The organism is Peribacillus huizhouensis (assembly GCF_014138605.1).
Lineage (GTDB): Bacteria > Bacillota > Bacilli > Bacillales > DSM-1321 > Peribacillus > Peribacillus huizhouensis.
The window spans coordinates 631250-644975 of the sequence record NZ_JACJHX010000001.1; the positions used below are offsets into that span (position 1 = coordinate 631250).

The 13726-nt window shown below is 38.2% G+C and carries 10 protein-coding genes; all 10 read right to left on the minus strand.

Annotation, left to right across the window (positions count from 1 at the left end; all coding sequences use genetic code 11):
* Positions 1-119: 119 nt before the first annotated feature.
* The 10 genes from HNP81_RS02905 to HNP81_RS02950 all read right to left on the minus strand — a co-directional run bounded on the left by HNP81_RS02905 (position 120) and on the right by HNP81_RS02950 (position 13427).
* On the minus strand, positions 120-2138 hold the full coding sequence (locus HNP81_RS02905) for an ABC transporter ATP-binding protein (protein WP_182501487.1): 2019 nt from the start codon (positions 2136-2138) through the stop codon (positions 120-122).
* On the minus strand, positions 2135-3886 hold the full coding sequence (locus HNP81_RS02910; protein WP_182501488.1) for an ABC transporter ATP-binding protein: 1752 nt from the start codon (positions 3884-3886) through the stop codon (positions 2135-2137). Before HNP81_RS02910 ends, HNP81_RS02905 begins: the two co-directional genes overlap by 4 nt.
* Before the next feature lie 929 nt (positions 3887-4815).
* Entirely contained in the window at positions 4816-5358 is a 543-nt protein-coding gene (lepB, locus tag HNP81_RS02915) for a signal peptidase I (RefSeq protein ID WP_182501489.1), read from the minus strand.
* Positions 5359-6087: 729 nt separating this feature from the next.
* Positions 6088-7353 carry an exo-beta-N-acetylmuramidase NamZ family protein gene (locus HNP81_RS02920; protein WP_376766711.1) on the minus strand — a complete coding sequence of 422 codons (1266 nt, stop codon included), beginning with the start codon at positions 7351-7353 and terminating at the stop codon, positions 6088-6090.
* 16 nt (positions 7354-7369) lie between these two features.
* Complete coding sequence (locus HNP81_RS02925) at positions 7370-9427, minus strand: glycoside hydrolase family 3 protein (protein ID WP_376766712.1); 2058 nt, start codon at positions 9425-9427, stop codon at positions 7370-7372.
* Positions 9428-9809: 382 nt separating this feature from the next.
* Complete coding sequence (locus HNP81_RS02930; protein ID WP_182501492.1) at positions 9810-10577, minus strand: ABC transporter permease; 768 nt, start codon at positions 10575-10577, stop codon at positions 9810-9812.
* A 1-nt stretch (position 10578) separates the two neighbouring features.
* Positions 10579-11487, minus strand: a complete 909-nt coding sequence (locus HNP81_RS02935) for an ABC transporter ATP-binding protein (protein WP_182501493.1) — start codon at positions 11485-11487, stop codon at positions 10579-10581.
* A 22-nt stretch (positions 11488-11509) separates the two neighbouring features.
* Positions 11510-11704, minus strand: a complete 195-nt coding sequence (locus HNP81_RS02940; protein WP_182501494.1) for a PLD nuclease N-terminal domain-containing protein — start codon at positions 11702-11704, stop codon at positions 11510-11512.
* Positions 11705-12519: 815 nt separating this feature from the next.
* Positions 12520-13158 carry an SdpI family protein gene (locus HNP81_RS02945; RefSeq protein ID WP_028393274.1) on the minus strand — a complete coding sequence of 213 codons (639 nt, stop codon included), beginning with the start codon at positions 13156-13158 and terminating at the stop codon, positions 12520-12522.
* Entirely contained in the window at positions 13155-13427 is a 273-nt protein-coding gene (locus HNP81_RS02950) for an autorepressor SdpR family transcription factor (protein WP_028393275.1), read from the minus strand. Before HNP81_RS02950 ends, HNP81_RS02945 begins: the two co-directional genes overlap by 4 nt.
* Positions 13428-13726: the final 299 nt, after the last annotated feature.

The following is a 13726-nucleotide window of genomic DNA, read 5'->3' on the forward strand; positions in this document are numbered from 1 at the left end:
TTCTTCATCTCCCTAAGCCTTGAGGTGGGGGTTTTACTGCCTGTTAATGATTAAAAAACGGCTCCATACCTATTTAAGAGGAGCCATTTAGCAAAAAACCGTTTATTCGATAATTCTTGTTATCCTGCAACCCCATTCTTCTGGCCTTGCTGTAATTCATACAATTGAAAATACTTTCCTTTCAGAGCAATCAATTCATCATGATTCCCCTTTTCAAAAATGCGTCCTTTATCAAGGACAAGAATTTGATCCGCATTTTTGATCGTTGAGAGCCGATGTGCAATGATGAAGGTTGTTCTACCTTTTTTCAAGACATCCATTCCAGATTGAATAATTGCTTCTGTTTCAGTATCAATACTTGCAGTCGCTTCATCTAAAATGAGGATGGCTGGGTTAAAGGCAAGTGCCCGGGCAAATGAAATGAGCTGACGCTGTCCAGAAGAAAGCGTACTGCCTTTTTCAATCACTGGCTCATCTAATCCTTTCGATAGATGACTTAATACTTTATCGCCGCCAACATCACGTAGTGCTTTTTCAATTGCTTCTCGAGTAATCGCTTCATTTTCAAGGTTTATATTAGAGGCAATTGTGCCTGTGAACAAATAAGGATCTTGAAGCACAATACCCATGTGCTCCCTTAAAGCTTGATGAGGAATTTCTTGAATATTTTTCCCATCTATCATGATCTGTCCTTTATTCGTATCATAGAACCGAAATAGTAAATTCATAATAGAGCTTTTTCCTGATCCAGTATGTCCCACCAAGGCAATGGTTTCCCCTTGCTTCGCTTGGAAAGTAATATTTTTTAACACATATTCATTTTCTTTATAGCCGAATGATACATCCTTAAATTCTACATTTCCTTTGTAACGCGGCATGCTTTCATCCTCAACTGAAATTCCTGGTTCATCCAACAAGCCGAAAGCCCGTTCTCCCGCCACCAAAGCTTGCTCCAGGTTTGCGAACTGATTGACGATTCCTTGTACTGGCTGTAATAAACGATTGATAAAATCTACAACTGCATACAGCATTCCTAAAGAAATGGCGCTTGAAGCGGTCATTGACATCCCACCGAAATACCAGATGAACAGTACTAATGCAATGGTTTTTAATATGCCAATTAAATTGTAACTAGTGAGTGAATTTAAGCTCAACATTTTATTTTGATACGTAAAATGCTCGTGATTCAATTTTTCAAATGATTCTTTTACAGCTTTTCTTTGGTTAAATGCTTGAATGATCGTCATCCCTGAAATGGATTCATTGATCATACCATTAATATCACTGATTCTTGATCGAATGATATGGTTATATTTCGAAGCAAACTTCCGATAAATTATTGTCCAAATCATAAGGATTGGAACAAGAACGAGAGCTGTCATTGCGATTGGTGGATTCAAAATAAATAAGGCAGTGAATACACCGACAATATTAATCGTACTTGAGAAAAAATTCGCCAGTACCGTAACATACAGTTCACGGATTGCTTCTGTATCATTTGTAATCCTTGCAACAACCTTCCCGGCTGGTAAGTTATCAAAATAGCGAATCGGCAGCCTTGACATATGTGTGAACAGGTCATTACGCATCCGTTGGATAATTCGATTTGCTGATTTTTTTAAATAATAGCTTTGGAAAAATTGAAACAACGAGGAGATTAAGACGAGACTGAAATAAAAAACGACGAGCATGAGAATTCTAGCAATCTCCGGTTGATAAAAGGCAAACAAATCTTCTTTTCCTAAAACAGTTGCAGGATATTTCTCAGTTTGCCCATTTTTCGTAACTGTTAAAGTCACCCCATCCAACTTCCGACTACCTTCAAACGGTACATTGTCCTCAACAAAGACAAATTTAGTCCCAACCTGTAGTACCCTGATTTCCTTTCCTCTCGTCTCTTGATTATTAAAATAGTCGTCTCGTTTATACCAATTCCCTTGGTAAAATACGGCGTCTTTACTTTTTTCTGTTTCGTACCACTCCGATTCTATACCAAGAATATGGGAATCTATGATTTTCTTTGCAACGAAAGGTCCTGTTAAATCCGCGGCTACGGAAATAGATAACATGATGAGCGCGCCAATAATTAATTTTTTATATAGAATTGCATACTGGTATAGTTTTTTTACAACTTTCATACATTCACCCCAGTTCCCGCCTCTACTTGTTGACGTTCAAATTGTTCCTTGTACCAACCGTCTAAAGCAAGTAAATCTTCATGCCTACCTTCTTCAATCACCTTACCGTTATCAAGAACAATAATCCATTGGGCATGCACAACAGCAGACAGACGATGGGTTGTGATGATCGTCGTTTTTCCGGTACGATCACTTTGAATATTTTCGATGATGGTTGTTTCTGTTTTCGCATCCACAGCAGACAGTGAATCATCGAGAATCAAAACCTCTGGATCTTTAATCAATGCCCTGGCAATCGAAATCCGTTGTTTTTGCCCGCCTGATAGAGCAACCCCTTTCTCACCAACAAGTGTATCAAGCTTTTCAGGTAGCATTTCAAGGTCTTTCTCAAAATCTGCCAAACGAATAGCCTTCGCTAACTCCTCATCAGTTGCATCCTTCTTGCCAAACAAAATATTATCTTTTACGGATCTTGAAAAAAGAAATTGATCTTGCGGTACATAGCCAATCCAGCTCCGAAGTTCTTCAATCTTTAGCTTATTCAATGGCAAACCGCCAATCGAAAGTACCCCTTCGCCAAGCGGGTATTCCCGTAAAAGTTGTTTAATAAATGTCGTTTTCCCACTTCCTGTTTTACCGACAATGCCTAATGTATGCCCACGTTCAATTGTTACAGATACATTGTCTAGGTTCACTACTTCAGATGAAGGATACATAAAATGGACAGAATCAAATGATAGATTTTCTGGTTGACCAATTATCCTTGCACTAGGATCATTTTTAACATCTACTTCATAGGACATCGTTTCTATGAGTCGATCAAGTGATGCATTCCCACGTTGCATGACATTAATTAGTTCGCCCATCGCAATCATAGGCCAAATTAACATGCCGAGATAAACGTTAAAGGCTACTAGGTTACCCAATGTAATCAGCTGCTGGAACACCATATAAGCGCCATATCCAAGACCAATCAAATAACTAATGCCAATAAGAATAGAAATAGTCGGGTCAAACAGTGAATCGATTTTCGCTACTTCTAGGTTCTTCTTATAGACTTCTTCCGTCATATTATTGAAACGGAGTTCATCTTCTCGTTCCTGCACATAAGCCCGAACTACCCGAACTCCCGCAATGGATTCAAGTACTTTATCATTTAAATGACCAAAAGCAGATTGTGCATCTGTAAAACGTTTATGAATTCTTTTGCCATATACTTGCAACATGATTGCCATAATTGGAAGAGGTAAAACGGCTGTGAGTGTTAACGTCCAGCTGATCGTAGCGCCCATCACAAGCAGAATGGTTAAAGTAAACAATACAGCATCGGCAAGAGTTAAGACTCCAAATCCGGCCGTCATGGAAATAGCTTTCAAATCATTGGTAGCTCGGGCCATCAAATCGCCTGTTCTATTTTTTTCATAAAATGTAGGGGTCATTTTCAAAAGATGGCCCATAAATCCAGTCCTTAACTTACGTTCGACCAAGTGAGCGCCACCAAACAGTAAGTAACTCCATAAATAGCCAAAGACATAGGTTGCCAACCCAACTGCTACTAAATAAACGATATATCGAATAATCCCTTCACTCGTTAATACTCCATTGCTAATGTCATCAATTACCATCCCAATCAGCTTTGGCGGAATGACCTCCATAATATTTACTAAGCATAAAAAGAAAATCGCAATTGAATATCGTCTCCATTGTTCCTTAAAGTACCAGGATAATTTTCTAAAAATCGAAAACATCTATTTTCCTCCCTTGTTGTTAAATCTGCTCTGCCTAACCGCTTTCTGGATCTCCTACATTGAATTGTCTCACCTTTTTAAGTACTTTCATTTTTGTCCCTCCTTAAGGTTGATATTGCTTATATTGAAAGGATGCGAATGCACCTTATTCAAAAAACAAAAAGCTCCCGCCACTTAGCGAAAGCTTTTACATAACTTTACGTTCAAACAAGAACGCAAACCATAGAAAAAGCGCAAGCCACGACAATCTCGCAGCCTGCACTTGTTTAAGCACCAGTTAATAACTCTGTCAAAACGTCAAGACAAAGTACATGGGTAGGCTGTGATTGTATTCAAATAGATACGTTTATGGACTCGCATAGCTATTGTCATCATCACGATCGCCTCCCATTAATTGGATTTTTTATACATTTATGTTAATTAGATTACTACCGGTAAAATTTTTTGTCAATTTATTTTTTGATTTTTTGTATATTATTAACAAATTTATTACGAAGTACTTTCTTATCTGTATAAATATCATTACTCAGGTAAAACTAAGTCTTAAAAACTCGAGGTGGAAAAATGAACGGTATTATTCTCATAAACCCTAATTATGCTATTAATGATACAAGCCGACAGGAAAGCTTTATCATTCAGAAAACATTATTATCCAAGTACGCAGAAGAGAACAACATACAATATACTATATTAAACCCTTACCAAATACATTCTTTCTACACGATTCCCCACGCTCTTCTTTATGACCTAAATAATATAAAGGAAGGTGTCTTGGATTGTCTACTTCTCTATTCCATGAATACGCAGAGCCGTTTTATTGGCATGTATCCCGAGAAATGGCTCGCAATTGTAAGTTTTTTTAGAAATATTTATACCATAAAGGATGGCCTGACTACACAAGAAGAAAAAATATCTTCATGATCAATTATCTATTCCTTCTGTTGAAGGGGCCACACTTTGAATTTCACTTCTCCAATAATAGATTTCATGGGAATGTATCCAAAATACCGGCTATCATTACTAATCAAACGGTTATCTCCTAAGACAAATACATAGCCATCAGGGACTATCGAAAGTCCCGTCACACTTTGCAATGTAAAATCTCCCGTAAGCACTGTTGTCCCATTAAGTTGTTCCTTTGCTTTCAATAAATAGGATTCAGGATGCGGTGCTCCATTAATATATAAAAGGTCATCTTTCATTTCCACTCTATCCCCTGGCAGACCGATTACTCGTTTCACATAGTTTCCATCCCCGCTAGGCGCTTGAAAGACGACTGTATCAAACCTATCAATCTCACTCATTTTACTGATGATTACACAGTTACCATCTTGATAATTGGGCATCATGGATTCACCACTCACCAAAGTGGGTGTAAATAGAAAGGTACGGCAAATTATAACAATCATGATAGCAATTACACACGCTTTGAGACACGATACAATTTCACTCTTAACTTGATTAAAGCTCATCAAATCCCCCCTTCCCCAGTCATTACTTTAAGTTTACCATTCTTTTTTTCGAATAATATTAAGATTATGAAAATATGTCGAAAAAATCTTAATATTACAATTGTAAGGAGAAGCGAAAGTTGAATATCGTTTGAGATTTGCTAGCCTGAGCCAAATTTACACCTAAATTCATTAAACTACCTTTCTAAATTTGTACGATCCCCCCCTTTTATTACGGTTTTTATAAAAAATCGTAACTAATTGTTGCAGTGCTGGCGATTATTAGAGGCTACACCGGAATTGGCGTGGGCATCCCCCTTCCTTTTCAAACATTTCAATCCGGTAATTAAATTTGCGCGCCGGATTTGCTTATTTGCGCGCCAGAATGAAAGGTTTTCGTGCCAGAATCTGCACTTTTCGAGCGAGATTTGAGAATTGCGCACCAGCGTACATTTATGCTGAAATTCATGAACCCACCTTTCCAAGTTTGCACGATACATCTTTTATTACACATTTAAAAAACTTCTTATTTATATGATGAAATGCGGATACTTATAGCTAATGGCATCAAAGCACTGTCTCCCCGGTCCTCAAGTAGTACTTTATACGCGAAAGGTCTAGAGAATATTGCTCCTTTTAAAAAAAGTTTCTTACATTACTTAAATAGAAAATTTTCCAGATTCATACATAACAAATAAAGGCCATCCTCATTATGATTGGATGACCTTTCATTTATTGAGCCTTTTACTATTAATAAAGTAAATACTGAGATCTTATTTTCTTAAAGTCACTTAATTCTTTTTCCCACTGCTTCTTCATATCTTTCACGCTTCGCCCTTCTTCAATTCCTTGTCGAATCCAACCATTGCCAACAAGTTGGTCGAAGAATGAGATGCCTGTGCTATTAGGTGCACGGAATTGGAACTGATTTGGATATAAATCATGAACAGCCTTTACCATATGAACACCTGTTTCAAATGATTGAAACTTCTTCCGATCTGTTATATGGATCTGTACCCCATGTGATAATTGGTTGGCAAATTTAGAAGTCGTCGGTGTAAAGGATGCCGCCCTGAAAGTTACCCCAGATAATTTGAGCGCGTTTAACTGCTGGGCTAACTCCGTTCCATCGATAAATGGTGCACCAATTAGTTCAAAAGGCTTTGTTGTACCTCTTCCTTCTGATATATTCGTACCTTCAAACAAAGCTGCGCCCGGATAGACGATAGCCGTGTCAAGTGTAGGCATGTTTGGCGAAGGCAGGACAAATTGCAAAGGTGTCTCATCATAATACATATCCCGCTTCCAGCCTTTCATCTTGATAACAGTTAAATCCGCACCGATTTTGAACTTGCTATTAAACAGCCGCGCCAATTCCCCTACTGTCATCCCATGCCTTAGTGGAATGGAGTAATTCCCTATAAAAGAAGCATACTTCATGTCTAACACGGTCCCTTCAAATTTAGATCCGGTCAATGGATTTGGGCGATCCAAAACGATGAATGGGATACCTTTTTCCTTTGCTGCTTCCATTGCATATGCCATCGTATAAATATACGTATAGAATCGTGTTCCGACATCCTGAATGTCAAACAAAAGCACATCAATATTTTCTAGCATTTCAGGTGTTGGCTTTCGTGTTTGACCGTACAAGCTATAAACAGGGATACCTGTTTTATCATCGGTATAAAACTCCACATATTCGCCAGCCTGTGCAGAGCCACGGACACCATGTTCTGGTCCGAATAAAGCAGTTAGTTTAATATCATCTTCTTCATTTAAGAGATCAACAATACTAGTAAGCTCTTGATCCACTCCAGTTGGGTTCGTGATCAGTCCCACTCTTTTTCCTTGCAGTAACTTCTTTTGTTCTGAAAGCAATACTTCAACGCCTAATTTGAAATTTTTATCTGTTATTCCTTTATCCTTGTTTGATTTTTCACTCTCCGCCCAGGTAAAGGATAGTGCTGAAAGAACGAGAGCCATGGTCAAAATCGCAATGAACCTTTTCTTCAACATTCCCCCTCCTCCTTTAAAAGGTTAGTCCATGACCATATTCATATAGCATTCCACCGTCTAGTGTTGGAATAGAGACTGGTAGCTTCCCTTGAGGAGTAATTTTCCCAAAAATAGCTGCTCCAGCGGCTTCAAAACTTACCGGTCTAAATCCGTACATAGCGAGATACGAATCAATCTCCGGAAATGCCATAACATCATATGGATTACGGATGCCAATTCCGATTACTGGTGCACTTGTCTCAGCAATTACGTGATTAATCATTCTCATTTGTGGATTATCAATTGAACGACCTGCCACTGTCGATGTATGTGATCCTATAATAACGACTTTAGCATCACGAATCCTTTCCCATTGTTCAGGTGATAGAGTATAGTCTGCATTCGCCTCAACAACCGTTACATGTTGATGGTGTTTTTTAACCGCGTTTGCTAAATCAATGAGATATGTTCGTCCAAGGACGACAATTTCATCCCCTTCATTAAGTTGTAACGGCAATACGTAATTGTTTTTTACAAGCGTTATCGATTGTTCAGCAACTTCTTTTTCAATTTGTTTATGCTCTAGAGAGCCAACAATACTCCGTGCATAAGCGATTTTTTCTTCAATTGGCTGCGGGGATTCTTCCTTCATAATTCCCCGCTTCAATTTCAAAGTGAGAATTCTTTCAACAGATTGTTCAATTCTTTTTTCTGATAGGTCCTTCGTTTTTACCGCTTTAACTAAACCACTGGCAACATCCTCCAAACCAACAGGCATTAAGACGATATCAGTACCCGCTTTTACAGCACGAATTGCCGCATCGACTGATCCGAAATGCTCGGCAATGGCGTTCATATTCATCGCATCTGTCGTGATAACTCCTTCAAATTTCATTTCATTTCTCATCAATTCAGTTAAGACTTTGTAGGATAGTGTTGCAGGGAGCGCAATTTCCTCTCCCGTTTTTTGCGAAATGGCTTTTGTATCATCGATTTTTGGGAAGGTAACATGCGCCGTCATAATCGTATCTATATTTGCCTCCATTGCTATTTGGAAAGGATAAAGTTCAACCTCTTTTAGCCTTTCTTTGTCATAGGGTACCTCAGGTAGACCAAGATGAGAATCGACTGCGGTATCTCCATGCCCCGGGAAATGCTTGGCCGTGGCCGCAACTCCAGCTGCTTGCAAACCTTTAGCATAGGCAGTCCCAAGTTCGGCGACAAGCTTTGGATTCCCTCCAAATGATCGAACACCAATCACTGGGTTATCAGGATTATTATTCACATCTAGGTCAGGAGCAAAGTTCATGTTGATGCCGAGTGAAGCTAATTCCTCTCCAATCGAAAGTCCAACCCTTGAAGCTAATTCAGTAGAACGAGTGGCCCCTAATGCCATATTTCCAGGCATATCAGTTCCAGATTGTAGCCGTGTAACAACCCCACCTTCCTGATCAATTGTCACAAGCATTCCATATTTATCAGCTGCTTCTTGATAATCTGCAACAAGTCTCGCTGTTTGTTCAGTTGATACGACATTTTCTCGGAATAGGATAACCCCACCTAAATGATACTTCTTAACAAGTGCTTCAATCTCTGGAAGCATTTTCGTTACATCACTACCTTTCCACGTTCGAAAGTCTGGCATCAACATTTGTCCAATCTTTTCTTCCAAAGTCATTTTTTTTATGGCTTGATCGATAACGTCATATCTTTTCCCTTTTTTCTTCACCAGCTCACCTTGCTCCTTGTACCGAACACCAATCCGATCCTTTAATTTTCCTTTCGAGACTTTAATCTGAGCACTACCCTTCGTGCCCGTAAACTCTACGTTCCCCAATTGATCAACCTTTGCTACCTTCGGATTCGTTGATTGCCACTTTACCTCTGAAGTTGTGTGTTCAAAGTGACCATCTTCATATTTATAAATCGCTTTTAATACAAACAGATTCCCTGCAATCGTTTCAGTTTGAGGAATATTTTGAAAAATAATCAAGTCTTGGACCATAGTATTCTTTTTCTTTGCTAGAACAGGACTCGCTACTACTAGTTGAGAAATAAGGATTACAATAGTCACCATATACATCCAAATCATTTTCATTCTTTGACTCATTACACTCCTCCTCTTTAACAGTAATTCATATTCTCCCCTAATCAAGAAAAAACTTCCTATTTTGAAAACGATTACAAATAGAATATCGAAAATTGATTAGCTCCGTCTATATTACTTTAGTCCTTTTCAATCGCCTTAAACCCCGAATATTCTACCTAACCTACCCGTTTATTAAGGTCCCTTTTATTCATTACTTAATAAAGTGAAACTTTGGTTTTCTCCATCCCCTATTGATTGTTAATCTATAGTCGCTAAGATCTCATGGCCTGTGAGCAACATAGACGCCCTCACATTTTGAGATAGTCAGACGGAATAATAAACATGAAAAAGGACAGCTTCCTAGGCTATCCTCATACTTTCTCTATTATATTTCCTGCCTTTTTAATTGAGTAATGGCAACAGTTAAAACAAGAGAGATTAACAAAACTGTACCAAGTAAAGGTCCTGCTAATTCAATTATGTTCCCTTTCATAAACTCATTAGCTCCATTCACCAAACCATGCGGCAAATTGTTTGCCCAGGGTGATTGAAAAAGTTTAGGGATATTCATGGTCAGCAAATAAAGGACCACAGCGGTAAACCCAGCTGTGACCGGAGTTTTAGAAATCGATGATGCGCAGATTGAAAATGTGATAATTAAAACGATAATCGGTAGATAAAGCAGGATACCAGCGGTTGCATTTGCCCATATTAGTTTCTCTGAGAATAATAAGTTCGTATAATAAGCAGTTAACAGCATACCGAAGATAAAGCTCCCAACAGCTAACAATGAATATGCTGACCATTTTGCGAGTAAGTAAACAGCTCTACTGACTGGTTTGACAAGCACCATCGCAGCTACTCCTTTTTCTCTTTCACCGGCAATGCTTCCCATTGAAATAAGAACTAATATGATGACACCCATCAGTTCAAAATTACTAAATGCAGCTGACATCATTTCTGATGTTGATAGTTCTGGTATTTCAATGACAGCCCCTTTAGGCATTTCACTCGCTAATAAATCGGGTAAAAGTTTCATTGATAGTGGGAAACTAATCATTAAGATAGCAAAGGCAATCGGTACGAAAATAATCTTGTACGTACACATCAGTTCTTTCCATTCTTTTTGGAACACACTTATGAAAGTCGTCATATTAACGCACCTTCCTTAAAAAGATATCTTCCAAAGATGGTGTGTCTACCTGATAAGAAACAAGCATGGCACCTGAATAAGAAATAAGTTTTGGCAATTGGGCACTTGCTATTGTCATATCCTTCACATGCAAGATATAGTCTGCCATGTTCACTTGAATATCCATGACCCACTCCTGTTCATTTAGTACCTTTGTTAATTCTTGCTTTGCTTCCGAAAGGGAAAATCGAATGACTGGACTTGTATATGTTGATTTTAGTTCTTGCATACAAGATGACAAAACGATCTCTCCTTTATCAATCATGATGATGTGATCAGCTATTTTTTCGACATCTTCTAGAATGTGACTTGACATAAAAATCATCATGTCTTCCTTTAGCTTCATAATCATCGTTAACATTTCATGACGCCCAACAGGATCTAAAGCAGATACAGGTTCATCAAGAATTAACAATTTTGGCCGGTTCATTAATGCTTGAGCGAGCCCCAATCTTTGTTTCATGCCTCCGCTGTATCCTGAAATTTTCCGATTGCGAGCCTCCCATATTCCACAATCCTTCAATAAGTTTTCTGTTCGCTCTTCAACCGTCTTCTTCTCCAAACGAAATAGCTGGCCAACCCAGTGCATCCATTCATTCCCTGTCATATATTCATAGAATGCAGGATGCTGAGGCAAATAACCCATTATTTCAGCTAATTTTTCTTTCTCTTGTTCCACATCCAATCCATTCACTTTCACAATTCCCGAGGTAGGCTTTAAAAGTCCTGCCAAGATTCGGATTGCTGTCGTCTTTCCAGCACCATTTCTTCCGAGAAAACCGAAACAGCCATTTCCTTCAATTGTAAAACTAATTCCATTTAGCGCCTGAAATGAATTATACTTTTTCGTTACATTCTCACAATATATCATAATACCTCTCTCCTCCCGAATCTCAATCAGTTTTTCTTCCGTATAGTAAGTAGAATATCGGTCCAATCGTGCTAATCAGTAAAATTACTAGCACCCAAACGAGTTTATTCTTCCCCTTCACCTCGCCCCTCTCTCGTTTGAGTAAATCCCTGATTGAAATCCCTTTTAAAATGAGTTCAAAAATAATAATTGGAAATAATAGTTGAATATATTCCATAATGCCTCTCTCCTTATCATTTAGTTATTTAGGTAAATAATTAATTATATGAAACGATTGTAAAATCCGTTATTTTTTTTGGCTGTTTTCACATACTTTGTTGCTTTTCAATCATTTTTACACTAATAACCCGGGTTGATTTCCGTTGCAGGTACTCGCTTTCCGCGGGCGGTCTCAGAAGCCTCCTCAGTGCTTTGCACTTGCGGGGTCTCCCTCAACACGCTTTTTCCGCAGGAGTCTCGCACCTTCCACTACAATCAACATCTGTTCGAATTGGTTTCTTGCTAAAAACAACATTCTTTACGAAAAGAGCCTTTTTTTTATTAATGGAAGCCCCTTTCATCCTAAATTCATACATGTTTGAAATAAGTCTAATATGTCGCCTTGTCCAATCAATTTTTCGAACCAAGAATATACTATATCTGTGTAGAGGAGGTGTTTTCATGAGTCACGGAAATAGGAATCATTCTTGCAAGCATTCGAATAAAGATTGCTGTCACAAGTATAGCCATTGTTATTGGGATAATTTCTTGGATAATGTATTATATGAATGTTCTAATTGGGAAGATCGGTATGGAGGATCTAACCGAAGGTAGTTTTATCTTAGACAAGTGATGAGAGAAACCATGTAAATTGCTGCATGGTTTCTTGTGTTTTTTTAACTGCATTAGCATTTACAGACAGTTCCATTGCATCTTCTTCATCACGGATATTCTCAGAGTATAATACTACAACTAAATAAAAGAGAACAATGAAGCCTAACGTGAGCTATTAGAATCGCTCATTCATGGACTGTTCCAAGAAGTCACAAAGGACTACCCTAGATCCGTTCTTCGGAATATCCAATACGAATAAGCAATAGGTAGAAGGATGATTAGAAAAATAACCGAAAACATGAATTTTCCAACCAATAGACTTGGTAAAAAAGGAATAAGCATAAATAATACACCAGCTAGAATAAAGATGCGTGACCCAAAGCGATGCGTTTTTTTCCAAACGGTATCATTGCTTAATGTCCAAGGTGTTCTTATCCCAATAAAATAATTTGGTTTGACAGAATGCATATAATTTCCCAGCACGATAAACAAGATGCCAACGATAAATGGAACCACCTTTCCAATAGGGATGTCATAGCCTATTCCAGTAAAAATAACGAGGGCATTTAACAAAAAAAGAAAAAATAAAATCGCCATTGTAATCATAGAATAAGGTCTTGAAAATTTCTGATAATTCTTCCTCTTTGGATCAAATTTAGGTGAAAAAATCAGCAATACGTGTAGAAAGATCATCATGCCTAGATTTATTAACAGTGCATTAAATTTCGTTGCATACCCATCTGCGACTCCATTGAGATTCCAATGAATCGGTATTCGCGCTGGCAACTGTTGATAGAAAACAAACCATAAGATAGCAGTGGCCGCGATCAATAATCCAGGTAAAAGATGCTTCTTCATTTCTGTCCATCTCCTTTGTCAATAAACTCCAGTGCCCAGCTGATTAATTCCTGGAACACCGTCGTATTTAACGAATATACAACAAACTGACCCTTTTTTTCATCCTGCACAAGATCGGCATTTTTCAATAATTTGAGGTGTTGAGAAATGCTCGGTTTTGTCATATTAAAATGATCGGAAATTTCCCCTGCCGTTAAATCTCGATCCTTCAATAAGTCCAAGATTTTTCTTCGGGTTGGATCAGAAAGGGCCTTAAACGCATTATTCATAGGTTTTTTCCTTTCGAATTCATTTAAGTATTTAACTAAATACTACACTAATCTGTTTTATTTGTAAATATAGAATTTATTTTTTGGCTCTGTTAAACTTGTCTGTTAATTGAAACGAAAGGCGTTTGCTTTCCGCGGGCGGATCGGGATCCTTCTCGGCGCTGTGCGCCTGTGAGGTCTCGCTTTTCCCGCAGGAGTCTCACGTCCTTCGCTCCAATCAACTTATACCAAAATCAGCAATGTACTTTAACATAGTCTATTTATTAATAGCGACAACGGTTACAGTATGTAATTTATAC

Excerpts from the sequence above, each read along its gene's own strand:
- lepB (WP_182501489.1), bottom strand. The coding sequence starts at position 5,358 with ATGAGCTTTAATCAAGTTAAGAGTGAAATTGTATCGTGTCTCAAAGCG.
- HNP81_RS02905 (WP_182501487.1), bottom strand. The coding sequence starts at position 2,138 with ATGAAAGTTGTAAAAAAACTATACCAGTATGCAATTCTATATAAAAAA.
- HNP81_RS02935 (WP_182501493.1), bottom strand. The coding sequence starts at position 11,487 with ATGATATATTGTGAGAATGTAACGAAAAAGTATAATTCATTTCAGGCG.
- HNP81_RS02925 (WP_376766712.1), bottom strand. The coding sequence starts at position 9,427 with ATGATTTGGATGTATATGGTGACTATTGTAATCCTTATTTCTCAACTA.
- HNP81_RS02950 (WP_028393275.1), bottom strand. The coding sequence starts at position 13,427 with ATGAATAATGCGTTTAAGGCCCTTTCTGATCCAACCCGAAGAAAAATC.
- HNP81_RS02945 (WP_028393274.1), bottom strand. The coding sequence starts at position 13,158 with ATGAAGAAGCATCTTTTACCTGGATTATTGATCGCGGCCACTGCTATC.
- HNP81_RS02930 (WP_182501492.1), bottom strand. The coding sequence starts at position 10,577 with ATGACGACTTTCATAAGTGTGTTCCAAAAAGAATGGAAAGAACTGATG.
- HNP81_RS02910 (WP_182501488.1), bottom strand. The coding sequence starts at position 3,886 with ATGTTTTCGATTTTTAGAAAATTATCCTGGTACTTTAAGGAACAATGG.
- HNP81_RS02940 (WP_182501494.1), bottom strand. The coding sequence starts at position 11,704 with ATGGAATATATTCAACTATTATTTCCAATTATTATTTTTGAACTCATT.